At 48.9% G+C, this 21,969-nt stretch carries 26 protein-coding genes; 19 read left to right on the top strand and 7 right to left on the bottom strand.

The genetic code is table 11. The annotated features are described in order from the left end of the window. The first annotated feature begins 50 nt into the window (after positions 1-50). The 3 genes from CWE07_RS00125 (at position 51) to CWE07_RS00120 (ending at position 996) form a co-directional block, all read left to right on the top strand. Complete coding sequence (locus CWE07_RS00125) at positions 51-425, top strand: KH domain-containing protein (RefSeq protein ID WP_111567909.1); 375 nt, start codon at positions 51-53, stop codon at positions 423-425. An 11-nt stretch (positions 426-436) separates the two neighbouring features. After that, positions 437-595, top strand: a complete 159-nt coding sequence (locus CWE07_RS14290; RefSeq protein WP_157983188.1) for a hypothetical protein — start codon at positions 437-439, stop codon at positions 593-595. A 122-nt stretch (positions 596-717) separates the two neighbouring features. After that, a complete protein-coding gene (locus tag CWE07_RS00120; RefSeq protein WP_111567908.1) occupies positions 718-996 on the top strand; it encodes a hypothetical protein in 279 nt (92 codons plus the stop codon). Here the strand turns inward: CWE07_RS00120 and CWE07_RS00115 are convergent. The 3 genes from CWE07_RS00115 to CWE07_RS00105 form a co-directional block, all read right to left on the bottom strand. Then, on the bottom strand, positions 965-1,354 hold the full coding sequence (locus CWE07_RS00115; protein WP_111567907.1) for a sensor histidine kinase: 390 nt from the start codon (positions 1,352-1,354) through the stop codon (positions 965-967). The two genes, CWE07_RS00120 and CWE07_RS00115, sit on opposite strands and share 32 nt — an antisense overlap. A gap of 45 nt (positions 1,355-1,399) precedes the next feature. Continuing rightward, positions 1,400-2,068: a PAS domain-containing protein gene (locus CWE07_RS00110; protein ID WP_157983187.1), complete on the bottom strand. Its 669-nt coding sequence runs from the start codon at positions 2,066-2,068 to the stop codon at positions 1,400-1,402. Between the two features lie 62 nt (positions 2,069-2,130). Continuing rightward, entirely contained in the window at positions 2,131-2,652 is a 522-nt protein-coding gene (locus CWE07_RS00105) for a GAF domain-containing protein (protein ID WP_111567905.1), read from the bottom strand. 113 nt (positions 2,653-2,765) lie between these two features. Here CWE07_RS00105 and CWE07_RS00100 point away from each other — a divergent pair, with 113 nt between their 5' ends. Next, entirely contained in the window at positions 2,766-3,131 is a 366-nt protein-coding gene (locus CWE07_RS00100; protein ID WP_111567904.1) for a hypothetical protein, read from the top strand. Positions 3,132-3,153: 22 nt separating this feature from the next. On the opposite strand, the gene CWE07_RS00095 is transcribed toward CWE07_RS00100, so the two are convergent. Beyond that, a complete protein-coding gene (locus CWE07_RS00095) occupies positions 3,154-4,026 on the bottom strand; it encodes a DNA ligase (RefSeq protein ID WP_111567903.1) in 873 nt (290 codons plus the stop codon). Between the two features lie 238 nt (positions 4,027-4,264). On the opposite strand from CWE07_RS00095, the gene CWE07_RS00090 reads away from it, so the two are divergent. The 6 genes from CWE07_RS00090 (at position 4,265) to CWE07_RS00065 (ending at position 9,721) form a co-directional block, all read left to right on the top strand. Then, the gene (locus CWE07_RS00090) at positions 4,265-5,212 is read left to right on the top strand and encodes a GGDEF domain-containing protein (protein WP_181452238.1); all 948 of its coding nucleotides are present in this window, start codon (positions 4,265-4,267) and stop codon (positions 5,210-5,212) included. Between the two features lie 80 nt (positions 5,213-5,292). Next, positions 5,293-6,174, top strand: a complete 882-nt coding sequence (locus tag CWE07_RS00085) for a bile acid:sodium symporter family protein (protein ID WP_111567901.1) — start codon at positions 5,293-5,295, stop codon at positions 6,172-6,174. Between the two features lie 17 nt (positions 6,175-6,191). Continuing rightward, positions 6,192-7,139, top strand: coding sequence for an alpha/beta fold hydrolase (locus CWE07_RS00080; RefSeq protein WP_111567900.1), 948 nt, complete (start codon positions 6,192-6,194; stop codon positions 7,137-7,139). Positions 7,140-7,158: 19 nt separating this feature from the next. Then, positions 7,159-7,542, top strand: coding sequence for a hypothetical protein (locus tag CWE07_RS00075; protein WP_111567899.1), 384 nt, complete (start codon positions 7,159-7,161; stop codon positions 7,540-7,542). 378 nt (positions 7,543-7,920) lie between these two features. Next, positions 7,921-8,889: a DUF4382 domain-containing protein gene (locus CWE07_RS00070; protein ID WP_111567898.1), complete on the top strand. Its 969-nt coding sequence runs from the start codon at positions 7,921-7,923 to the stop codon at positions 8,887-8,889. A gap of 133 nt (positions 8,890-9,022) precedes the next feature. Further along, positions 9,023-9,721 carry an RluA family pseudouridine synthase gene (locus CWE07_RS00065; RefSeq protein WP_111567897.1) on the top strand — a complete coding sequence of 233 codons (699 nt, stop codon included), beginning with the start codon at positions 9,023-9,025 and terminating at the stop codon, positions 9,719-9,721. A gap of 5 nt (positions 9,722-9,726) precedes the next feature. On the opposite strand, the gene CWE07_RS00060 is transcribed toward CWE07_RS00065, so the two are convergent. Both CWE07_RS00060 and CWE07_RS00055 read right to left on the bottom strand, forming a co-directional pair. After that, positions 9,727-11,085 carry a sensor histidine kinase gene (locus tag CWE07_RS00060; RefSeq protein ID WP_111567896.1) on the bottom strand — a complete coding sequence of 453 codons (1,359 nt, stop codon included), beginning with the start codon at positions 11,083-11,085 and terminating at the stop codon, positions 9,727-9,729. Beyond that, positions 11,082-12,443: a sigma-54-dependent transcriptional regulator gene (locus CWE07_RS00055; RefSeq protein ID WP_111568347.1), complete on the bottom strand. Its 1,362-nt coding sequence runs from the start codon at positions 12,441-12,443 to the stop codon at positions 11,082-11,084. The genes CWE07_RS00060 and CWE07_RS00055 overlap by 4 nt, the downstream gene beginning before the upstream one ends. 224 nt (positions 12,444-12,667) lie before the next feature. Here CWE07_RS00055 and CWE07_RS00050 point away from each other — a divergent pair, with 224 nt between their 5' ends. The 4 genes from CWE07_RS00050 to CWE07_RS00035 all read left to right on the top strand — a co-directional run bounded on the left by CWE07_RS00050 (position 12,668) and on the right by CWE07_RS00035 (position 17,372). Next, positions 12,668-13,918: an efflux RND transporter periplasmic adaptor subunit gene (locus CWE07_RS00050; RefSeq protein ID WP_111567895.1), complete on the top strand. Its 1,251-nt coding sequence runs from the start codon at positions 12,668-12,670 to the stop codon at positions 13,916-13,918. An 11-nt stretch (positions 13,919-13,929) separates the two neighbouring features. Further along, positions 13,930-14,661: an ABC transporter ATP-binding protein gene (locus CWE07_RS00045; RefSeq protein WP_111567894.1), complete on the top strand. Its 732-nt coding sequence runs from the start codon at positions 13,930-13,932 to the stop codon at positions 14,659-14,661. Next, on the top strand, positions 14,654-17,062 hold the full coding sequence (locus CWE07_RS00040; protein ID WP_111567893.1) for an ABC transporter permease: 2,409 nt from the start codon (positions 14,654-14,656) through the stop codon (positions 17,060-17,062). The genes CWE07_RS00045 and CWE07_RS00040 overlap by 8 nt, the downstream gene beginning before the upstream one ends. Positions 17,063-17,156: 94 nt before the next feature. Then, positions 17,157-17,372 carry a TIGR02450 family Trp-rich protein gene (locus CWE07_RS00035; protein WP_111567892.1) on the top strand — a complete coding sequence of 72 codons (216 nt, stop codon included), beginning with the start codon at positions 17,157-17,159 and terminating at the stop codon, positions 17,370-17,372. Between the two features lie 117 nt (positions 17,373-17,489). Here CWE07_RS00035 and CWE07_RS00030 read toward each other — a convergent pair whose 3' ends face one another. Next, on the bottom strand, positions 17,490-17,924 hold the full coding sequence (locus CWE07_RS00030; protein ID WP_241973951.1) for an RrF2 family transcriptional regulator: 435 nt from the start codon (positions 17,922-17,924) through the stop codon (positions 17,490-17,492). A 114-nt stretch (positions 17,925-18,038) separates the two neighbouring features. On the opposite strand from CWE07_RS00030, the gene CWE07_RS00025 reads away from it, so the two are divergent. The 5 genes from CWE07_RS00025 (at position 18,039) to CWE07_RS00005 (ending at position 21,947) form a co-directional block, all read left to right on the top strand. Then, a complete protein-coding gene (locus CWE07_RS00025) occupies positions 18,039-18,938 on the top strand; it encodes an NAD(P)/FAD-dependent oxidoreductase (protein WP_111567890.1) in 900 nt (299 codons plus the stop codon). 10 nt (positions 18,939-18,948) lie between these two features. Then, positions 18,949-19,671, top strand: coding sequence for a class I SAM-dependent methyltransferase (locus CWE07_RS00020; RefSeq protein WP_111567889.1), 723 nt, complete (start codon positions 18,949-18,951; stop codon positions 19,669-19,671). A gap of 296 nt (positions 19,672-19,967) precedes the next feature. Next, positions 19,968-20,249, top strand: coding sequence for a hypothetical protein (locus tag CWE07_RS00015; protein WP_111567888.1), 282 nt, complete (start codon positions 19,968-19,970; stop codon positions 20,247-20,249). 765 nt (positions 20,250-21,014) lie between these two features. Beyond that, entirely contained in the window at positions 21,015-21,401 is a 387-nt protein-coding gene (locus tag CWE07_RS00010) for a hypothetical protein (RefSeq protein WP_111567886.1), read from the top strand. Positions 21,402-21,449: 48 nt separating this feature from the next. Continuing rightward, positions 21,450-21,947 carry an alpha/beta fold hydrolase gene (locus CWE07_RS00005; RefSeq protein WP_111567885.1) on the top strand — a complete coding sequence of 166 codons (498 nt, stop codon included), beginning with the start codon at positions 21,450-21,452 and terminating at the stop codon, positions 21,945-21,947. Positions 21,948-21,969: the final 22 nt, after the last annotated feature.

The raw sequence follows: 21,969 nt of genomic DNA, 5'->3' as shown, positions 1-21,969 counted from the left end.
AGCAGGTATGTCAAGGCAAGCTTGCACTGGTGTTAAGCCAATACTACTTCATGTTTCCGGAACCCATTACGGGTCGCGTGAATGCTTCCACTGATGTCAGCGATGTGCGTATTGAGCTGATAGATGTTGATACGCAGCAAGTGCTAGCCAACAGCGGCGGCATGCAGTTTACTATCTCGACACAAGAAGATTGGCCGCGTCAACTGCGTGTACGAGCATATGTTCGGGTGGCTGGAGCACCGGAGCAAGTATCGGCAGATTTGCAGTTCCATATCCCAAGCGCCCATCTTGATGCCATTGAAAGTGCCAATGTGCAGGGCACCGATTGGGTGGCGCGAGCACGTCTGGACGCCAAAGTATGTGGCTCAAAGCGCACCACAGTGTGTTGCCAAGTCAGCCAGAGACATTATTCATTAACCATGTAGTGCTGGAGCGGATGTCTTCTTATCCCGGTGATTTAGCAACCTATGGCACCAGTGCCCAGGCGCGCTGGCCACTTGGGCAGTTACAGCCTTCATTGTTAGACACCCAGCCCTATCAGCCGGACGCCAACGAGCAGCGTCAATTAGAATTTTTACGCCGTTGGGCCGGCTGACTTTACGTTTTACTTAATATCTTTACTTCGACTTTGCTGACCCTTAGCGGACACTTTGCATTGTATTTCGCATACTTAGTGTGAGCCTGCTTCAGAAGTTAGCAGAAAACGAGGTAACGCATATGGCCCATTCAGCGCATGTCGAATTAGCGAAATTGCACGATGAATTTCCAATCTTAAACGATATTGAAGCCACCTTGGCATTCAGTATGAACGAGGGCGACGCCACACCTCGTGCAGTGGCTTGGAATTTAGCGCCAAACCTCTGCCAACATTTCGCTCGCTTGGGTATTACTGAGCGCCTACGCCATTTAGTCGTTCAACTTGCACGTTACCAAGATGGTTGCTGTTGCGGTGGTCGCATTGAGTTTAATCATGGTCATTGTCGTGTGTGCTGGTAGCGTCTGACAGAAACGAGACAGAGAAACGGTTACCGACGGCGGTTTCTGTGTCTAGCCAGATTTTACCGCCCATGCCTTCAACCAATTCTTTGCATAAAGCCAAGCCCAGGCCTGTTCCACCTTTCTCTCGTGCATCACTACCATCAGCCTGGGAAAAGCGTTGAAACAAGCGCTCTCGGAATGCAGGTGGAACACCGGGGCCTTGATCAGCGACCGAAATAGTCATCGTTTTGTGAACATCGTCTTGCACCGCCAGGTCAACCTGAATGACACCGTCAATAGGCGAATACTTAATTGCATTTGACAGTAAATTTGCCATGACTTGCTGCAAACGCATGCGCTCTGTAATGTCTTGCATCGAACCTATCGTTAACAAATCTGGGTTGTCATTGGCAGGCAGTACTCAAGCAAGTTCATGCACCCAACGTACTTCACCGTCGGCGCGAATAATGCGATGGATTACATCGTGATACCCCGTTTCGATAGCTTGAGCTTCGCTACGTTCAACCAAATCTAAATCGTCGGGTTGAACAATTCGTTTAAATAGCTCCGAGTCTGGGTTGGTGGTTTGTTCATCAAGACCGAATAGATCGTAAATCATCGGAGACCACCATAATGCTCCACTGCGCAAAGACACCTGCCAATAACCAATCTGTGCTTGCTGGCTGGATAATTCTAAGCGCTGCTGAGCTAGTTTTAGATCGTCGTTTGCACGCTCAAGAGCGAGATAATACTCTTTGGTGGTGGTGATGTCGTATATGTAGCCGTGCCAAAGAATGCTGTTATCGGGCATACGCTCAGGCATGGCACGACCTGATACCCAGCGCAAGCTACCGTCAGCTTGCATCAGTCGGTATTCTTGCTGCCACAGGCTTAGTTGCTGTGCAGATTGCTGAATACTTGCGGCCAATGCTGGTAGGTCCTCAGGGTAGATAGTCGCAAATACCGCAGTCGCGTCGTCTTTGACTTGTTCAGGGGTAACGCCATAAATTTCGCTTAACTTTGAGCTCGCGTAGGGGAAGGATGCGCTACCATCGCTTGTTCGCCAAGGCTTGTTGAACTTCGATTTCAAGACGTTGTTGGTCGTCAGGGTGAATTACGCTGGCGTAGCTGCGCACTTTATTACCAATGAAATCACTCGCGCGCTGACAACTGCGCATGGGCTTGCTCTTGTAATCGGTCAACAATTTCCTGTTCGACCAAGTCTGCGAATTCTCGCAAAGTTTCGCGCTCGCCGCTGGTAAGCATGCGCGGGGCCTTTGAAATCACACACAGTGTGCCGATAGCTGAGCCGTCAATGATTAACGGCGCACCTGCATAAAAGCGAATGTGGGGCGCCCCAGTCACAAGGGGATTATCTTTAAAGCGCACATCTTGAAGGCTGTCAGCGACTTCAAATATGTCGCTGTGGAGAATGGCATGACCACAAAATGATATCTCGCGCGGTGTGTCGCAGGCATCCAAACCCTGTTTGGATTTAAACCATTGGCGAGTTTCATCTAATAAGGAGATTAGTACGATGTCCACGCCCAAACAGCGCTTTACCAGCCGGGTTACACGGTCAAAGCGTTGTTCGTTCTGAGTATCCAGCAAAGCAGTTTCATCAAGCGTTTTAAGGCGCTGTGCTTCATTGGAGGGTTGCACCGGCGGTTGCATGGCGTGTCCTGAGCTAAACTAGTAGTTTAATTACGTAACCATACTGCATATTGATTACTATAGTGCCGTATATCAGTGCACAATACATTAAAATCTTTAGGCGAGGTACAGTTGTGAGATCGATTAAATACCAGCGCGAATTTTCTAAGCAAGTGACTTTGAATTCACATGCCGTGGGCAGTGTAGCTGCGGTGGTCATCACTGTGGTGTTGGCTGGTGTGATCGAGCTCTATGCGCTGCGTCTTGTGATTCCGAATCTGTCCTTTAGCGACATGTGGGGGCAAGCGTTTGTCCTTGGCGTGCTGCATTCATTTGCGGGCGCTGCAACACTCGGTGCCGTGTTAGTAGGTTTAGGCTGGCTGGTGCCGTTAACACGCGCTTTTAGTAAACGCTTTTTTCCTGCCATATGGTTATTTGGTGCTTTGCTTTTTCTCGGCGTCATGGCTGCTTTAGTCATTTGGGGGCACACTGCTGTGTAAAGCGCGCATGTGAGGCTGCGGCCTAATCATTGCGAATGCGCAGAAAGCTAGTAAATCGCGGTAAGCCGCTGTTGGTATAACCGTGATATTTATAGGTGACGACAGAGCCAATAGGCGGCGGATCCGCACGCTGCGCGTCACTAAAACCGGTGCCAATCGAGAACTCGTGGCCTTCGGTGTTTCTCACCCGTAACGCGCCCAGCATATCGGTGTATTTACCACGCCCCGGCAGATGGCCGATGACTTCAGCCTCCGCATCAAAATGCGGCTTTAACTTCAAAATAGCCTGGCTGCGACCAACTTGGTGAAATGCAGATGCGTGATGCAGCATTAACCCTTCCGCACCGGCGTCAATGCGCGCTGCCAAGTAGGCATCTAACTCATCTCGCTGATGGAAGCGTAATTGCTCCACTGCCTGAATGTGTGAACTATCGATATGCTTCAAGGCTGATTGTTGATGCATGTCAGCAATGAGCGCTCGGTAGGCTGAGTAACGCTCGGCAAACGGTTGCACGAGATCTGGCATATCAAATACCAAATAGTGGACTTGGCGCCATTTGGCGTCATCCGGCACTTGGGTGCGCGCAATTGCACTGACAGCTTCAAATTGTTGATGACCTATCCAAAGTTCACCGTCCAGCCAGCGCTTTGGTAGCGTTGCAGTGAACCAATCAGGCGCATGTATCGGATTGCCTTGGCGGGTGATCAATGCACTGCCAGTCCAAATTGCACGCACACCGTCAAACTTCTCACTGACCAAGTATTGAGTCACATCGATAGTTTGTTGCTGCTCCAACACACTCGCTAGTTGTGCTTGTGCGAATGTGGGCGAAGCCATAGCTACGTATAGAAGCGCCAACAGCGGCACCATGAATAGGGTAATTTTGAATAACATGACGGCATCCTTGCAATGGGGTTGTTAAGAGCTTAACCCAGTGTTTATAACCTCATGGCTAGGCAATGGCGGAAATTGGAGTAATTAAATATAAAGATGTCAAAATATTGTTTCATTTGTGCAATAAACTACATGACATTGGCAGGGAACAAGTGTAAATATACTTTCAGACGGTCACGCTATGTTCGGCGCGTGACGTTACTTTTCAGGTGCAAATTTGCGTTGCAAAGGTATCGATTTGAAACTCACCAACCATAATTTAGAAGCGGTTTTAGCCGCCTTACCGGACCCCGTGTTTTTAATCACCGAGTCTGGGCGTTATGCAGGCGTATACGGTGGCTCAGACCCCAGTTATTACCACGATGGTTCGCACTTAGTGGGCTTATCTATGTTCGATGTGCTGCCTCGCTACGCAGCTGAAAGCTTCCTTGAACAAATTCGCATGTGCCTTGAGCGCCGTTGCATGATTACTTTCGAGTATGATTTGGGCGGCCGTGACGTAAAAGGTCTGGATGATTCTAGCGGCCCGAAAGATGCAATTCATTTTGAAGGCCAGGTATCGCCATTTGAAGGCTTGGTCGATGGCGAAAAAGCGGTGATATGGGTCGCTCGCAATATTACCAAGCGTTATCGGTTGGAAGAGCAATTGCGCCGCATAAGCGAAACCGACCCGTTAACCGGTATTTATAATCGACGTCGGTTTATTGCCGAAATTACAGAACGCTTAGAAGAATTTACCCGCTATCAAGAAGCCGCATCAATTATCATGCTCGATCTTGATAATTTTAAGCAACTGAATGACACCTTGGGCCACCAAGCCGGTGACAACATGTTATGCAAAGTTGCCCATGCGTGTCGCAAAGTGCTGCGCAATGTCGACTTATTTGCCCGTTTCGGTGGTGAGGAGTTTATTGTGCTGCTCCCGCACACCGAGCTCGAAGTCGCCACTGTCATAGCAGAGCGTTTACGCCAAACTGTCGAGCACCTTGAACCGCTGAATGCCAATGTGTCGCCTGTAACGACCAGTGTGGGCGTCGGATGCTTGCTTATGCATGATAGCGTGGACAGTGCAATTTCACGCGTCGACGATGCGCTATACCGCGCCAAGCGAGCAGGGCGCAACAGGGTAGAAGTGCAATCCGTTGCCGATACACTTGCTAACGGTGTGTCAGAGAAAACAATCTAGGATGTGCTGGTCAGAGTCGCCTTTTGCGGATGACTTCGTTATGGTAGCTACCATTACTAAAGCAACAACAAGCTAACCCAATGACCAGTAGTATTTTCTCGCAACTTGTATTACCACTCAGTCTTTTCATCATTATGTTCGGTATGGGGCTAAGCCTCGAGCGTCAGGACTTTGCCCGTGTGGTGAAATACCCCAAAGCCGTCACGATTGGCTTACTTGGACAAATGGTATTGCTGCCTGCCGTTGGCTTTTTGATTGCAGGGTGGCTTCTCGCTGCGCCCGCGTTGGCTGTAGGCTTAGTGTTATTGGCGGCCTGCCCAGGCGGCACGACGTCCAACTTAATTGCTTATCATGCACGTGGCGATTTAGCGCTGTCGGTGACACTCACCGCAATCACCAGTGTACTGACGATTATCACCATTCCAATTATTGTGGGTTTGGCCCTTGCCACCTTTAAAGACACCAGCGTTCCTATTGAGCTTCCTGTCACGCGAATGATGTTGACGCTGTTCCTAATTACCCTATTACCGATAGGGCTCGGCATGCTAGTTCGCGGCTGGCGCACGCCATTTGCCCAGCGCCTTGAGCCCAAAATCAGCGCGTTTGGCGCCATATTCTTAGGGCTGTTAATCGTCATTATCATGTACGAACAGGGCGACAGTTTGCTCGGTCAGTTAGTCAGTGCAGGGCCAAGCGCATTGTTGCTTAACATTGCCATGATGATTATAGGCTTCTTACTCGCGGTTTGGTTTAACTTAAATGATCGCCAACGCGCGTCCATCACCGTTGAAGTGGGTGTGCAGAACTCAACACTTGCGATCTTAATTGCTTCCAGTGTGCTTAATGACGGCACCATTGCGCTGCCTGCTGCTATGTACTCACTGGCGATGTACTTAACGGGTGGTAGCTTTATTGTGTGGCGGCGTTGGCAGACTCGGCAGCAGCTGGCGGCGGGTGTCTAACTTGAAGGAGTAATGTAATGCACGCGCTAAAAGGGATGTTAGTGGCTTTTTCGTTCATCTTCACACAAGCGATGGCGATTACCGATATCACTACTTTTGAAATTGAGCGGGAAATAGCGGGCGATAACCAAAACCCAATCCAATACTATCTTGAAGAGAGCAGCAATGAAGCGACAGCTGATACGCTGGTTGTATTTTTTCAAGGGTCTGACTGTAATAGCGTTAAACACAATCAGTTGATTCGAAGCCTATCATCAGCGATTTTGCCGCACGCGGATTTACTTCTAATTGAAAAGCCAGGGATTACAGCCAGTCTCTCGTATACATCGAACGCCGAGAGAACCGACTGTCCCAGCTTTTACCTGCAACACGATAGTTTAGAGCAGCGTGCGACTGACGCCCATATTGTGCTTACGCATGTGCTCACGTATCAAGGGTATGAACGTGTTGTAGTAATGGGAGGCAGCGAGGGCGCGGCCGTTGCTGGAGTATTTGCCGCTGAATTTGGCATGGCGGATGCGGTCGTCATGTTCAATGGCGGCGGTCGCTGGTTTCTGCAGGATGTAGAGCATAATATCATATCAACCACACCGGAAAGTGAAACCGAATTTGTGCTGGAAGGTTTTAGAGCGTTTACTCAGCACGTTTTAACCAATGAGCCATTTGATATTGAGGTAAGCAACCATGGCTATCATTGGTGGCGCAGCGCACTTGAGCTTGATCTGAAAGCCGTTCTATACCAGCTAAATATACCCGCGTTGATTGTGCAAGGAGGTCGCGACCTGTCGGTATCTCCTAATGCTGTTAAAGCTATGCATAGTGAGCTGGTTGCACTTAACAAAAATAATATTGAGCTACTATTTGTAGACGATATGGACCACAGCTTCTTCGACTCTGGCGGTGATAGAATGACGGACGATATAGCTAAACAAGTACGAAGCTGGCTGTTAGAGCACAGTTTATGACTTTGACTAAGGAGTGACCTTGAAGTTATTAGCGGTTTTGGGATTGGTATGTTCGTTGGGCGTTTCGTTGCAGTCAGGCATGGTGCAGGCTGCCGATGCTGAATATTGCGATTTTCAGTTATATGCGCCTAGCCCCGATGATGAAGAGCAAGGTCGCTTAGTATTGCAACGCTCCGATCTAAAAAGTATGCGATGGGGTACTGAAAACGACGTTGTCTATTGGTACATCGACGTTGCTGACCACGCACTAGATACATGGCAAGAAGCGGTCAGCGACAGCGTTGGGTTAAGTATGCCCATATACTGTGGTGAAGTGCTGGTCGCGGAACCAACTATTCGCGCACCACTTGGCGCTGAATTCAAAGTGGCTGGCCTCGATGGCGAGGCCGACCGCTGGAAGTAAGCCCGAACTCGAAAAGTGGAGACAAAATTTAGCGTAAAGGTAATCGCTGCAAAGTCTCTATCCTGATACCCATGTATTTGAAAAAGACAACCACATTTATACAGCCTGGTTGAGCGTGCGTATGAATGCACAGGGTAATGTCGACAGCTGTAGTCAGAATCCCTTGGGTGCAGACGTTTAGTTTGTTGCCGCGAAGTCTAACCAAAACCTATTAAAGCAATAGAATGTATTAAACTTTTGTAATAGAAGTGCAAAGGCGCTGGAGTCGTTAGTGGGCGTTGCTAAAATAAAAAACCGACCAAACGTTCAGTAACTTTTAACTTTCTATGTATTGTTCGATCTTACAAGGTCTTGAGCGATGCCTAAGAGGATGCATTCATGCACACATCTAAAACACATCTAACACTGATAGCTTCCGCTATTACCGCGGCACTAGCGCTAACCGCTTGCGATTCATCTAACAGTTCAGACAATGATATGGCGCAGTTTTCGCTTGCAGTCAGTGATTCCCCCGTCGACCGAGCTGATGCGGTAGTCGTATGCTTTAGCGGTATAGAGCTGGTGGGCAACGGGATGGGCAACCAACGCTACCTGATTGGCGATGATGCCGTAGCGGTAGAGGCGAATGATGCATGCGTAGACGATAGTGGCAACGTTATCCCGAACACTCGTGGTGTCGACTTGTTAACTTTGCAAGGTGCTGATTCAGAGGCGCTTATCGAGCGCGCTGAGTTGCCAGCTGGAAGCTATGGACAGTTGCGTTTAGATATCACCGACGGTGGGTATGTGGAGGTGGACGGCGAGCGCCATCCAATTCGGATTCCATCGAACCAGCTGCGTTTAGACGGCCCGACACTGACAGCCGGCGGCAACTTTGATTACACACTGGAATTTGATTTACGTCGCGCTTTGCGTAACCCACCAGGCCAAGATGGATACTTGCTGACGCCGCGTGGCGTGCGCCTAGTCGACAATGTCGATGTAGGGCATTTACAAGGTGAGGTGGCTGAGCAACTTCTAATTAATCAAAATTGTGATGTCGCACCAAGCGATTTACGCGATCCAGTCGCTGCGGTCTACCTGTTTGAAGGTTCAGATCTTGAATTAGCCGACTTGCAGGGCAATAGTGACAGCGACGACGATGCCTACACCAGTGTCGCGGTGCGCTTCGATAACGTGGACAGCTATGAATTTAAAATTGGCTTCATCGAGTCTGGTGAATACTTCGCAGCATTAACCTGCGACACCAACGATGACCCTGAAATGGCAACTGACCTTGAATTCATTCAAGGACAAAATGTTACGATTCAGTCGGGCAGTACCACAACGATTCGATTCGAAGAGTAGCCAAGAGCCCTTACCTTTTACACAAGAGCTGCTTACAATAGCGGCTCTTTTTTTCGCCATATAAGTTGTAAGGGCGCTGTTGCATGCTTGATACACTGCGAAGGTTCAATGTTGCTTAGGTTTTGGAGGTGGTTTGCAGGTTTTAAATAGTGATGATCATTTTATTGCGTCCGCCTGCGATGGCTTTGTTGAAGTTCTCTATCGAGACGATGCCATCTTATTGATTAATAAGCCTTCTGGCCTGTTGAGTTTATCGGGTAAAAACCCGCTGAACCTTGATTCGGTGCATTATCGTCTGGTGAATGGCCAGCCTGGCATAAGCCCCGCGTTTAGTGCCGCAAAATTACCCCATCGGCTCGATTTCGGCACCTCAGGTGTTATGGTCGTGGGTCTCAACCAGCAGGCAACGCAGCACCTTAATCAGCAATTTCAGTCAGGTGGCGTGCAAAAGCGCTATATCGCGATGTTGGAAGGATGGGTAAGCGATAACGAAGGCGTCATTAGTGCGCCGATCGCAAAAGATAAAAACCAGTTCCCGCGCGTTAAAATTTGCAGCCAAACCGGCAAGGCCGCAACCAGCCATTTTCGTGTTTTAAAACGCCTCGAACAACCGCAGCGTACATTGGTGGAATTTACCCCAATCACCGGACGTACGCATCAGCTTAGAATTCATAGCCTGTATTTTGGCCATCCAATCCTTGGCTGTGATTTGTATCACAGCGCATCCAGTCAACAGCTGGCCGACCGATTACTCCTGCACGCCAGCGAGCTACAGGTTCAACACCCATTTAGCGGCGAGCCTGTTCATTGGTGCTGCGACAGCCCGTTTTAAGGCGCTTAACCAAACACGCAGCGGAAATGTCCGTGGTCGGTCGCGTCAAGCAATAGTAAATTGCCACCTTGAGACAGCATTAACGAGCGAGCAAGGGGCAGACCAATACCGGTTCCTGTAGTTTTGGTGGTGAAAAACGGCACGAAGATACTCGCTGCGGCATGCTCACTGATACCGCTGCCATTGTCGATAATATCTAAGCAGACTTGGTCATCGATACGCCGCGCTTTGAGCTGCACCCGTCGTTGGTCTTGCCCCATAGTTGCTTCAGCCGCATTCTTTAACAGGTTAATAAGCACCTGTTCAAACAAGCCGGGGTCGATACTGACCGCGACGTCATTGTCAACATCGACAACAAGCGTAATACCTTCAAGCTCAACGGTGAGCAAACGCACTACTTCATTAATTTGGCGAGCCAGCGGTTGCACGCTAAGTTGTGCGCGCACGGGCTCACTTAATGCTTTGAACGATTGAATAAACTGAGTCAAATGCTGACCACGCCGAGTGATAGTCGCAAGTGCTTCAGCTAGGTCATCACTGCCTTGCACGCCATTTTCGAGCATATGCGCATTGATATGCTGGGCGCTTTGGGTGAGTGACACCATGGGGGTAATGGAATTTGCGACTTCATGGGTAAGCACCTTCACCAATTGCTGATGAGCCTTGACTTCATGGTAAACAAGTTGTTTTTCAATGCTTTGCAAGGTGACTAAGGTACGCTGCTGACCTTGGTTAAAGCCATGAATTAAGGTGTAAAGCAGGGTTTCTTTGCGGTTCGGAAAATGCCATATCAGCTCGCCACGGCGCCCTGATGTATTATGCTGAATGAGTTGCTGCAGCGCCTTAATATTCTTGCGCAGGCTGGGTTCATGTTCACCAGTATCTGACCTATTAACGGCGACTCGCCACGCCTGCAAAAAGCGTGCGCCAAGCAAGCGCTCAGCGGCTGGATTGGACTGCATAACATAGCCGTCAGCATCAAATTCCAGTACCGCGATATCTAACTGCGCAATTAAAGCTTTGAGGTAGCTCGCCTGAACTTCAGCGTCATCACGACTGCGAGCAATTTCCTGTTGAATTTGTTGCAGCAAGGGCTGGATTTGCGGCGCTCCAGGGATGCTTAAACTCGAATCGCGGTTTTTGAGTGATCTGAGAACCTGACTGACCTGGCTTTGTTGGCGGTTAAGTTGTTGCTTTATCATCAACAGCGCGACAACCGCCAGCGCAGCTAGCAAGGTCAAGCCAGCGGCCCCAAGGTTAATTAGTGGCGCGTGACCAACTGACACATAGCTCGCGGTTACACTGACGACTAGCAACCCAAACGCGAGCGCGAAGACAGCAAGCCATACGAATATCGCGCTCATAAATTGTATTTTTCCATACGTCGGTACATCGCACCCCGAGTCAGTCCCAGCGCCTTAGCAGCATGGCTGACATTGCCTTGATAAAATTGTAATGCTTGCTGAATGGTCTTGCGCTCAACATAGTCGAGTAAAAACGGCGTATCACTTGGCGCCTCTTTACTGTGTGGCTCAGTCGCGGGCATAGCGGATTGCTGCGCCAATTGCGTGAAATCTAAGTACGTGCTGTCTGCAAGCACCACTGCGCGCTCAACACTATGCGCTAGTTCACGTACATTACCCGGCCAACGGTAGTTACCAAGCCAGTTGCGGTCGCTGTCCTTTATCTTTAAGCCGGTGCGACCATAGCGCGCGGTATAGCGCTGAGCATACCAATCAAGCAATACATTAATGTCATTACCGCGCTCCCGCAGGGGCGGTAACTGTATTTCAACGGTGTTAATGCGGTAGAACAGGTCCTGACGAAAGGCGCCCGTTGCCACCTGATGATACAAGTTTTCATTGGTCGCGCTAATCAGCCGAATGTCGATGGCCACCGGACCTTGCGCGCCGATGGCGGTCACTGCACGGTTTTGCAACGCACTTAACAATTTACCTTGCTGGGGTAAGGGTAAATTACCCAACTCGTCTAAAAATAACGTGCCTTTGTCTGCCGCCGCCATTCGCCCTGGGCTATCTTGCATGGCGCCGGTAAAGCTGCCTTTCTTGTAGCCAAAGAGCTCACTTTCGAACAAATTATCGGGCAGGGTGCCCATATCTACACCCACAAAGCGCTTGTCGCGGCGGCTTGATAACTGGTGAATATGCTGGGCGACAACCTCTTTACCTGTGCCGCTTTCGCCCAAAATAAGTACGTTAGCGTCGCTTTGGGCCACTTTCTCAATCAGTTGCTTCACTGCTTGCATGGGGGCGCTATCGCCAATTAATGGCGTACTGAGCTCGTGAGCTGGCGCTTTAGCGGCGTTAGTTGGCACTGCGGTGCTATCGCTCATTAACAGCACTGCGTCAATCAAATGCTGGTTGTCCCAAGGCTTGGCGATAAAATCTTTCGCGCCAAGATGCATCGCTTTCACAGCAAGGTTCACGTCGGCATAAGCCGTCATCATCACTACCGGCATCTTGGGGTGCGCGGCTAAAATTTGCTTTAAATAGAAAATCCCTTCTTCGCCGCTACTGGCATCACGAGTGAAATTCATATCCAGCAACACCACGTCGACTTGGTTCACCTTGAGCACGCCCAGCAATTCAGTGGGGTTCGCAAGCGTCATCACATCTGCAACGTAAGGCTTTAGGCATAATCTGCAGGCGATCAAAATATCCTGATTATCATCAACAACTAATACGCGCATGGGCTTTGACATGGCTCGCCAGATAATTAGTAAAAGGCTATCTAAGCGGAAATTATACGGCGGGTCAAAAAAAGCTTCGCGGGTGTCCATTTTTGGACACTGGCGTGTACTACCTGTGGACACTTATTCATAGCTGTCTAGACTTAACTTATTGAAATTAAATGAATTAACGGATTGGCACGAAACTAGGATAGTTCAGGCATCACCATTTATTTGAAATTGCCTAGAGACTAGCCATGGACAAACAATTATCCAAACCACCACTGCGGCCGAACAGACTGCTATTAATCGCCGCCGCACTCGTTGTAATGGCAGTGATTGCTTGGCACTTGCATGCCAACACGAGCCGTTTCCAAAGCAGCTTGACCCTGAATGACATTACCGTGGCAACAGTGCAGCCGCGCGTACTGCGTGAAAGTATCAGTTTACGAGCTAGCGTGGCGCCGCAACATACCGTATTTTTGGATCTAACCGATGGCGGTCGTGTTGAGCAGCGTTTTATTGAGCAGGGCAGCTATGTTGAGAAAGGCGATCCGCTCGTTCAACTCAGTAACACCAGCTTGCAACTCGACTTAATTAGCCGGGAAGCACAAGTGACTGAGCAAATGAACTTCTTACGCAACACCCAGATGACGATTGAAACCAATCGCCTCAATTTGCAGCGCGACATACTCGACCTTGAATACCAGATCAAAACCCTTGAGCGACATATTGAGCAAAACGAACGGTTACACGCACGTTCAATGATTTCAGCGGAGGAGCTGACCAGTTTGCGGGAAAGCCTCAGCTACCAACAAAGCGTGCTCGCTTTAACACGTCAGAGTCAAGAAACCGAAGAAACTATCCGCGAGCTGCAAGTTAATCAGCTGGCAGAAAGTGTTGAAATGCTCACGCGTAACCTCGATTTTGCGCGCCAAAATGTGAATAACTTGCTGGTAAGAGCGCCGATTAGCGGTTATTTGAGCGAATTCAATGTGGAAAATGGTGAGTCTCGCGCATCTGGTAGCCGCTTAGGTCAAATTGATATTCCTGACAGCTACAAGTTAATCGCCAACATTGACGAGTTTTATCTTAACCGCGTGCAACTGGGCATGGCCGCCATCGTGACTATCGCGGGTCAGACCCATGAATTGCAGGTGGACAGAATCGACAGTCGGGTAACCAACAACCAGTTTCAAATCGAATTCTTGCTACCAGACGACATTCGTATGACCCGTGGCCAGTCACTCAACCTGACCTTGCATTTAGAAGCCAGCGAAACCGAGCGCCTGGCGATACCGCGAGGCCCTTTTCTGCAAGAGGGCGGCGGCCACTTTGTCTATGTGCTTGATAGCCAATCACGCTATGCCGTGCGTACGCCCGTAACCCTTGGTCGACAAACCCCACAGTGGATAGAAGTGCTGGATGGCTTACCCGCTGGCGCAAAAATTATTACCTCAAGCTATCGCGACTTTCAGCAAGCCGATAGTATTCAGTTACAACAATAAGGATAACCACCATGAGTCACAACACGACTATCAATCAGCCGCTTATTCGTCTCGATAATTTATCGCGCGTGTTTCGCACGGAGCAGCTTGAAACTACAGCCTTGAACGCGGTGAACTTAACTATCCAGCCCGGCGATTTTGTGGCCATTATGGGGCCGTCGGGGTGTGGGAAATCAACCTTGTTGAGTATTCTTGGCATGCTAGATTCGCCAACTTCGGGGGCGTATGAATTCAAAACCAAAGACATTGCCAACTATAGCGAACGCCAATTGGCAGAGCTGCGCAAGTCTCAGCTTAGTTTTGTATTTCAAAGCTTTAACTTAATCGACGAACTGAGCGTACGCGAAAACGTTGAGCTGCCGTTGCAGTATCTAGGTGTTAGCAAGCAAGAGCGCCGTGCACGCGCCGATGCGATACTTCAGGATATGAGTATCGACCACCGCGCTGAGCATCTTCCTATTCAGCTCTCAGGTGGTCAACAGCAACGCGTGGCGGTAGCTCGTGCACTGGTGATTGCCCCCGCAGTGATCCTTGCGGATGAACCAACCGGTAACCTTGACTCAAAGAATAGTGACGATGTGATGCAACTATTGCGGCGATTGAATCAAGCAGGCACCACCATTGTCATGGTGACTCACTCTGAGCACGAAGCACGCTACGCGAGCCGAATTGTGCGTATGCTGGACGGCCGTATTGTCAGCGAACAGGTGGCTGCCGTTGAGCAGGAGGTGGACCATGCGTAACCATGTTTCAATGTTTGCTAGCTATATAAAAACTGGGCTACGTGCGCTATTGCGCCAAAAGGTTCATTTGGCATTGAACTTAATTGGCTTGTCTGTGGGCCTTGCCGCTGCTGTGTTGATTCTGCTTTTTGTGCAATTCGAACGCGGTTACGATGTGATGCACCCCAACGCCGAACAAACCTATCGGGTTGAGCAGCTGTTCGTGCCATTAGAGCAACGCTTTCCGATCAGTAGCCCTGCAATTGTTGAGGAATTTCAGGCAGTCGATTCGCGTATTCGCGGCACGCGTATGTTTGAATCTTCGCTTTATGTGCGTCCACCCAATGCGCAATTGCCGCTGCAGCTGGACAGCATGACCATAGAGGCTAATTTTACCGATTACTTTAGTTTTGACACCGTTGCTGGTGACTTTACGCGGGTGCTGAATGACCCAAGCTTTATCGCGCTCACGCTGGAGCAGTCGCAGCGTTTGTTTGGACGTCATGACAGTGTGGGTGAAACCTTAACCAGCGACAGCCAAGTGTTTACCGTGGCTGCGGTTATTGAGTTCCCTGAGCAAAGTCACTTCCATGCCGATTCATTGCGCCTGGCCTCAGAATCCGACCTCAACCAACCGATCATGATGAACAATGCCTATGTGTATGTGCATATTCCTGATGACGTGAATCGCAACCAATTAACGCAGGCAATTTCTCAGGTGGTAAATGACAAGGCGTATGGCGGCCAGAATATGTCGAATGTCCAGTTGCGGGCACTGACCGATATTCACCTGCGCTCGCAACTGTCCTATGAGCATAAAACCAATGGTTCACGCGCCACATTGTTAACCGCTTCCGTGTTGGCTGGGTTGTTGTTATTGGTCGCCAGCATCAACTTTATTAATATGAGTATTGCGCGTTCGGGTAGCCGCGCCAAAGAAGTAGGGGTACGCAAAACCTTAGGCGCAACGCGCTGGCAGCTATTTACCCAATTCATGCTTGAATCGCTAATGGTCGCATTGCTGGCAGGGTTTTTAGCCGCCGTGATGGTTGAAATGGGCGTGAACGCGTTTAGCAATCTGGTGAACCGCCCAATTAGCTTGGACTACTTTGGTAGCTTCGGAGCGCTGTTACTGCTTTGCAGTCTGGTCATCGGTGTACTTGCGGGTATCTACCCGGCCATTTTTATCTCGGCCTTTAATGCCAAGCGCGTACTAAGTGGTGACTTGCAACGCGGCAATACTGCGGTGTGGATACGCAAAGGTCTGCTGGTAGCACAAGGCGCAATTACCGTCGCGTTACTGATTGGCAGTGCGATGCTGCAACAACAGCTGAATATTCTGTTGAACCAAGACACTGGTTATCAAACGGAAGCACGCTTAATGGTGCACGGCGTCGATAACGAGCAGCTGTTGTGGTCTGAGAATCAAAGCCTATTGAACGATATTAACGCCATGTCCGGTGTGCGCGCTGCAAGTTCGATGGATATTGACCTGACCAATACCTATTCACAAATCGCGACCTTACGCATACCCGGCCAAACCGCAGAGAACCGTTTGCCGCCCGTAGCCAGCTTTGGTGCCAGCTATCGATTTGTCGAAGCCACAGGCTTAACCTTACGCGCTGGGCGCGATTTTGACCCTAGCCGTCAGGCAGATTGGTTCACCATGGGTGAGAGCACCGCCACCGCGTCCGCGATTGTTACCGCGTCGCTGGCTAGGAGCGCAGGCTTTAGCCCCGATGAAGTCATTGGTCAGCGCTGGATGATTGATGACGCCATGCCCACCGAATTACACATTGTAGGTGTGGTGGATGATTTTCAAGTCGGTCCAGCGCTACGGCGCATGGAGCCAGCCGTGATGATAGCAGGGCGCTCGCCAATGACGTACGCCAACATGATTATCAGTTTAGAGCCAGCTGTGGCGCTAAGCATGCGCCAAGACCTTGAAGGTATGTTACAGCAACGTCTAAACCGCATGGACATTCGTACCTCTTGGTTGGGGGCTGACTTTACCGCGATGTACCATAATCAGCAGCGCCAACGCACCATTATTATGCTGTTCGCAGGCTTGGCGATATTACTGACATGTATCGGGTTGTTTGGTCTTGCAGCTTTTAGCGCTGAACAACGCAGCAAAGAAGTTGCCATGCGCAAAGTACTTGGTGCGAACCGCCTGCAAATAGTCAATACATTAGCCCGTGAATACATGGTGCTGATGGCTATCAGCGTACTCATTGCAGTACCGGGCACTTATTTCTTAGTCGAGTGGTGGCTGTCAGGCTTTAATGTGCGCGCTAGCCAAAGTATCGCGCTGTATTTCGGCGCAACCGCGCTTACTTTTGCAATATGTTGGTTGACCGTAGCTGGCATCAGCATACGTGTCGCCAGCCGCAAGCCCGGGTTGGTGTTACGACAGTTTTAATCGCGTTACGTGATAGCCGCAGGGACGCGGCTAGTTATTGGCGCTGCGACAGCCCGACTTTGCTAGGCTTATTGATAACTTTTGAGGAACACCAATGAACCAAATTAACCCCACCAAACTGCTCAACAGCAAATGGACAGCGGTTAAGCCAATCAACCGCGAAAAGCATTTTCTAGTTGCTGAAGTTGAGTACGACGAAGACGGCACCGTGGCACTGTGCAGCATTGAATCAGTGTTATCGAACAACAGCTATGAAATAGACTGGATTGAGCTCAAGGACGCAAGCAAATGGCTTCAGGGTTGGAAGTGATGGTGTGGTGTTCGTATGAGCATGTGTCTCGTGGGGGCAGTTAACTCCTAGCGGCGCACTGTGTCATACAAGTTATCCATGCCTGACGGCGAGCATAGGCTACCATCACCCCTAAAATCAGACGTCATTCAGATAACTGAATATTCTGTCAGCCCCTAATTGGTTCAGTGTAATTTGCCCGAACCTTTTTAACATGAGAGCTTCGGCCTCATTCATAACATCTTTCAATGCGACGTTGACGGCTTGTTCTATTACACACTCACTGTGTTCATCGGTTAAGCCAATGGTGAAAATACTGCCTTCGCCCAAAGCGTTATGGATATCCAAAAGCGTAATATCGGCAAGCGGTTTGGCAAGCTTCCAGCCGCCATGATGACCCTTAGTTGAGGTCACATAATTTGCTTCACGCAAAAGCGCCATGGTGCGGCGTACGACCACTGGGTTCGTTGAAATCATTTCTGCCATTTTTTCCGACGTCACAGGCCGATCAATTGCTCCCAAATGCACAAGTATGTGGAGTACCCGGGATAGTCTGCTGTCTTTTCTCATCATTCACCTCGTTTTGACGTTCCCACTTTATCATGAAACTTTTGTAGTTACATATATTGTCTTTCCCATAAATTTAATGTAACAATAAAAGTTACCTTAGATGCATTGGAGAAAATGATGTTTATTGATGTACTGATTATTGGGGGCAGTTTTGCTGGTTTGTCAGCAGCGATGCCCCTGGTAAGGGGCCGTCGTAAGGTGCTGTTATTAGATACTAAAATGCCACGTAACAGGTTTGCGAGTGCCTCTCACGGCGTGTTTTGCTTAGACGGCAAGGCACCTGCTGACATTCAAGCTGAAGCATTATCACAGTTGCGGCAGTATCCGACCTTTGAATTCAAGGAGGATGAGGCTATTGCTATTGAAAAAATCGTCACAGATTTTGTTATCAGTACAAGGGCAGGGAGCAGATATATTGCTAAAAAGGTAATTCTTGCTTTCGGCATTCAGGATCAGTTGCCTGATATTCCTGGGGTGGAAACCTTTTGGGGTAAAAACGTGATTCATTGCCCCTATTGCCACGGGTATGAACTAAGTGGTGGGCCTCTGGGTGTATTGGCGACTCACGAGTTGTCTTCGCACCAGGCGGCGATGATTCCCGATTGGGGACCTACGACCTTGTTTATCCAAGGCAAACATTATCCAAAAGGCGAGCAAGCAGCCACCCTGAAGCGCCGGGGCGTGACCCTTGAACACACGCCGGTTGTTCAGGTAGTTGGAAGCAAAGATAGAATGTCATCGGTTCTACTTGAAGATGGGCGCAGTATAGAACTGCAGGGGCTTTACGTTGCGCCCACTATCACGATTCAGTCACCATTGGTCGATGCTCTAGGCTTAGTTCTACAACAGAACGCGATGGGCGCCTTTATTGAGGTAGACGAATTCAAGGAAAGTTCAGTTAAGGGGGTATTTGTAGCGGGTGATCTGTCTAATCCCTTGCAGAATGGTACCTTTGCCATTGCTTCCGGTACTTTGGCAGGTATCGCTGCTCATCGTGCGTTAATGTTTAACTGTTGAGAGGCAAACCATGCATCAAGACAACGTAAAAGCTCTATTTGACCAGCAAGCCGCGAACTACGACACCCAATGGGTGAAAACAGCGCCGATTCGTAATTGCTTGCATTTACTGCTTGGCTCGCTGTTTAACGGTTTGCCTCAAGATGCACACATTCTTTGCGTGGGGGTAGGAACTGGCGAAGAATTAGTCTACTTAGCTTCGAAACATCCTGGCTGGCGCTTTACTGCGGTGGAGCCATCAGGGCCCATGCTGGACAGATGCCGGCAGAGGGCAGCGACAGAAGGCGTGGCTTCGCGTTGCAGCTTTCATGAAGGCTACCTGAGTTCACTTCCGGCTTCCGACCTGTATGACGCGGCGACCTGTTTCTTGGTATCCCAGTTTATTATGGACGTGTCCGAGCGGGCAAAATTTTTCGATGAGATTGCAGAACGACTTAAGCCAGGAGGCCTACTCGCCAGTTCGGATTTGGCGTCAGATGTGGAATCACCAGAATATGAAGTTTTATTTCATGCTTGGCTAAAGATGATGTCTGCAGCGGACATAGCGCCCCAAGCGGTGGAGCGAATGCGCAGAGCTTACTCTAATGACGTGGGTGTTCTGCACCCTATGCAGGTTAGCTCGATTATTGAAGCCGGCGGTTTTGAGTTGCCGGTCCAGTTTTTTCAAGCTGGATTAATTCACGCGTGGGTATCTAAACGAGTGGCGACTGACAGGGGTGATATGACCACGTAAAAGTGGTTATTTTTACTCTATCGAAAGACATGCTTATTTAGTCCGATGAGAGTGCACGCTTTGCGGTTGCGGGTGAGACATAACTTTAGTATGTTCACATAATAATAACGTACGCCAAGGATATAAGGTGCCGTGATACGTCGAAACGAGCATGCTCAGTTTGTTTCCCAAGGGAATGAGTCTCCTCTAAACGAAATCCTCGCTATATCAATTACCTGAACTCGTTGCCACTTCACAGTCCGGCCGGGTAAAGTGTGCTGGTGTACTATACAAAGGTAAGGTTCTTAGGAATAGCTATGTCAGATAATAATAGGATAACGGTGAAAAACTGGTTGGGACTTATAATTTTCCTGTTCGCAATATATATTTTTCTCAGTGGTATCTACTATCAAAGCGGCAAAGATTTTTTCATGGGGATTGGGCTAATGTGCTTAAGCTACTCGAGTCCGCGAGTATTAATTTCTCATTTTTTTACCGATAGGAATTCAAACGATTTAAACGTACAACAGAAAAAACTAGATGTGTTTATTGACTTGCTTGCAGCAATTTCGGTTGTTGTAGCTGTTTTCGTATTTTAATGGTTACGCAGTGTGAACCTAACAAGTCAATTAATTTCTCGGCATAGCCGCGCGACGTGCTAATGCACGCCGGTTATTTCGGGCATTAGGCATCTACAGAGAGGTAGCACATGCAGTGTCCACATTGTTTCGAATCAGTTAATGTATTCTCAAAGGAAATGAATAAATTTGGCAAATCTAAAGTTTGCCCAAAATGCGCTAATCCCATCGAGTTATATGTGAGCCTTAAATGGGGGGCAATATTGTTCATACCGGCTGTAGTTAGTGCTCTTTTGATCAAGCCGTTTTTCGTAAATGTAGGCGTAAGCGGTTCTTTAGCTACAGGTTTAATGAGCGCCTTATTTGTTCTGTTTTGTATGCGACTAAAAGTGCCAAAGGTTAAAGTAAATGCATAACAAGTTGCTTAATATCATTCGGAGCGCAAAAAGTGCGCCCTCCATGGGACTGCCTACGCTGCGCTTCGGTAGCACGTTAGCAAAGCGTTATGTCTCAAAATCTTCAAAGGAGATACCAAATGGGATTATTCGATAAGTTAATTGGCGGTAACAAGGACGATTCAGACAATAGGCACGGGGTAATAGACTCCGGTCGGAATAAAAATACGGGTGGACATGATCATCGGTCTAATACTGGTGATGACAGAACACCATCCCAAAAGGACGGTGATAAGAAACGTAGGAAAGATTAAAATATAACGAGCGAAGGCACTCGGACGCAGCGAAGCTACGCCGCTGCTTGGGGCGCTTTATTTCTTAAGGAGTTTGAATGAAGTTCGGAATGTTATTCACTGCTGTATTACTTACTGGTTGCGCCTCGGTTAACTCTGAGACCGATGCCGACAGTGTGGTTCAAAGTAGCTCTGAGGCAATTGATTTTATCGTGGAGCATAACTCATCTGAAGTTGCGTTAAAGTGTCGTCCGCGTTCAAAAGAAGTTGCCAGAGAAATCGATTGGGTAAAGGAATGCAACCAAAGAGCGTTTGATTATTTGACCGAGCAAGAAAGTAATTCAGTTGAGTTTGTCAGTGAAATAACTGAGAAACCCTTTGGTATGGCTGCTGATTTTGCTGCGAGATTTCTGATGCCTAATCCGGAAAATTTTAAGGAAGTAATCATAACTCAATCTTTCGAGTATCGGCTTCATGAAATATAACAAGACGCCCAGCCCGAGCCTGCGGCGCTGTAGCCATCAAGGAAAACGATGAATAAATTACTCATAGGCCTATTCGTTCAGCTTCTCGTGACGCCTCTGGCGTTTGCTGAATGGGTTGATACGGCTGGTCACGAAGTACTTTTTATCGAAATGGAAGATACGACTCAGCTTGAAGTGTTGGACTGGGGTGGCGATAGCACGCCGACGCTCTTTTTACTGGCAGGAATGGCTTCAAACGCCCATACCTATGATGAATTTGCGACACACTTCACTGATGAATTTAGGGTCGTTGCCCTGAGTAGAATAGGGCATGGATATTCTGAGCCTCCAAAAAATGATGATTTTTCTATTGAGCGGCTGGCGTCGGATATTGTTCGCACATTGGACAGCCTAGGCATTGAAAAAGCTATTTTTGCAGGCCATTCATTTGCAGGCTTTGAGGGCCTTGTTGATCAAATCCGTACCGAGGGTAAAATTGCCCCTTTCCCACCTGGGGTTAGCGCACCATTTCGCTCACAGGCATCCCAAGGCGTGTTAATTTATTAAGTACGGCGACCCGTACATAACC

The organism is Aliidiomarina maris, from assembly GCF_003987335.1.
Taxonomy (GTDB): Bacteria; Pseudomonadota; Gammaproteobacteria; order Enterobacterales; family Alteromonadaceae; genus Aliidiomarina; species Aliidiomarina maris.
Note: the sequence above shows the minus strand (reverse complement) of the source record. Positions and strands in the feature narration are given on the sequence as shown.

Coding starts and splice junctions, on each gene's coding strand:
- CWE07_RS00125 (WP_111567909.1), top strand. CDS start 51: ATGTTTCCGGAACCCATTACGGGTCGCGTGAATGCTTCCACTGATGTC.
- CWE07_RS14290 (WP_157983188.1), top strand. CDS start 437: ATGTCTTCTTATCCCGGTGATTTAGCAACCTATGGCACCAGTGCCCAG.
- CWE07_RS00120 (WP_111567908.1), top strand. CDS start 718: ATGGCCCATTCAGCGCATGTCGAATTAGCGAAATTGCACGATGAATTT.
- CWE07_RS00115 (WP_111567907.1), bottom strand. CDS start 1,354: ATGCAAGACATTACAGAGCGCATGCGTTTGCAGCAAGTCATGGCAAAT.
- CWE07_RS00105 (WP_111567905.1), bottom strand. CDS start 2,652: ATGCAACCGCCGGTGCAACCCTCCAATGAAGCACAGCGCCTTAAAACG.
- CWE07_RS00095 (WP_111567903.1), bottom strand. CDS start 4,026: ATGTTATTCAAAATTACCCTATTCATGGTGCCGCTGTTGGCGCTTCTA.
- CWE07_RS00085 (WP_111567901.1), top strand. CDS start 5,293: ATGACCAGTAGTATTTTCTCGCAACTTGTATTACCACTCAGTCTTTTC.
- CWE07_RS00080 (WP_111567900.1), top strand. CDS start 6,192: ATGCACGCGCTAAAAGGGATGTTAGTGGCTTTTTCGTTCATCTTCACA.
- CWE07_RS00070 (WP_111567898.1), top strand. CDS start 7,921: ATGCACACATCTAAAACACATCTAACACTGATAGCTTCCGCTATTACC.
- CWE07_RS00060 (WP_111567896.1), bottom strand. CDS start 11,085: ATGAGCGCGATATTCGTATGGCTTGCTGTCTTCGCGCTCGCGTTTGGG.
- CWE07_RS00055 (WP_111568347.1), bottom strand. CDS start 12,443: ATGTCAAAGCCCATGCGCGTATTAGTTGTTGATGATAATCAGGATATT.
- CWE07_RS00050 (WP_111567895.1), top strand. CDS start 12,668: ATGGACAAACAATTATCCAAACCACCACTGCGGCCGAACAGACTGCTA.
- CWE07_RS00045 (WP_111567894.1), top strand. CDS start 13,930: ATGAGTCACAACACGACTATCAATCAGCCGCTTATTCGTCTCGATAAT.
- CWE07_RS00040 (WP_111567893.1), top strand. CDS start 14,654: ATGCGTAACCATGTTTCAATGTTTGCTAGCTATATAAAAACTGGGCTA.
- CWE07_RS00035 (WP_111567892.1), top strand. CDS start 17,157: ATGAACCAAATTAACCCCACCAAACTGCTCAACAGCAAATGGACAGCG.
- CWE07_RS00030 (WP_241973951.1), bottom strand. CDS start 17,924: ATGATGAGAAAAGACAGCAGACTATCCCGGGTACTCCACATACTTGTG.
- CWE07_RS00025 (WP_111567890.1), top strand. CDS start 18,039: ATGTTTATTGATGTACTGATTATTGGGGGCAGTTTTGCTGGTTTGTCA.
- CWE07_RS00020 (WP_111567889.1), top strand. CDS start 18,949: ATGCATCAAGACAACGTAAAAGCTCTATTTGACCAGCAAGCCGCGAAC.
- CWE07_RS00015 (WP_111567888.1), top strand. CDS start 19,968: ATGTCAGATAATAATAGGATAACGGTGAAAAACTGGTTGGGACTTATA.
- CWE07_RS00010 (WP_111567886.1), top strand. CDS start 21,015: ATGAAGTTCGGAATGTTATTCACTGCTGTATTACTTACTGGTTGCGCC.
- CWE07_RS00005 (WP_111567885.1), top strand. CDS start 21,450: ATGAATAAATTACTCATAGGCCTATTCGTTCAGCTTCTCGTGACGCCT.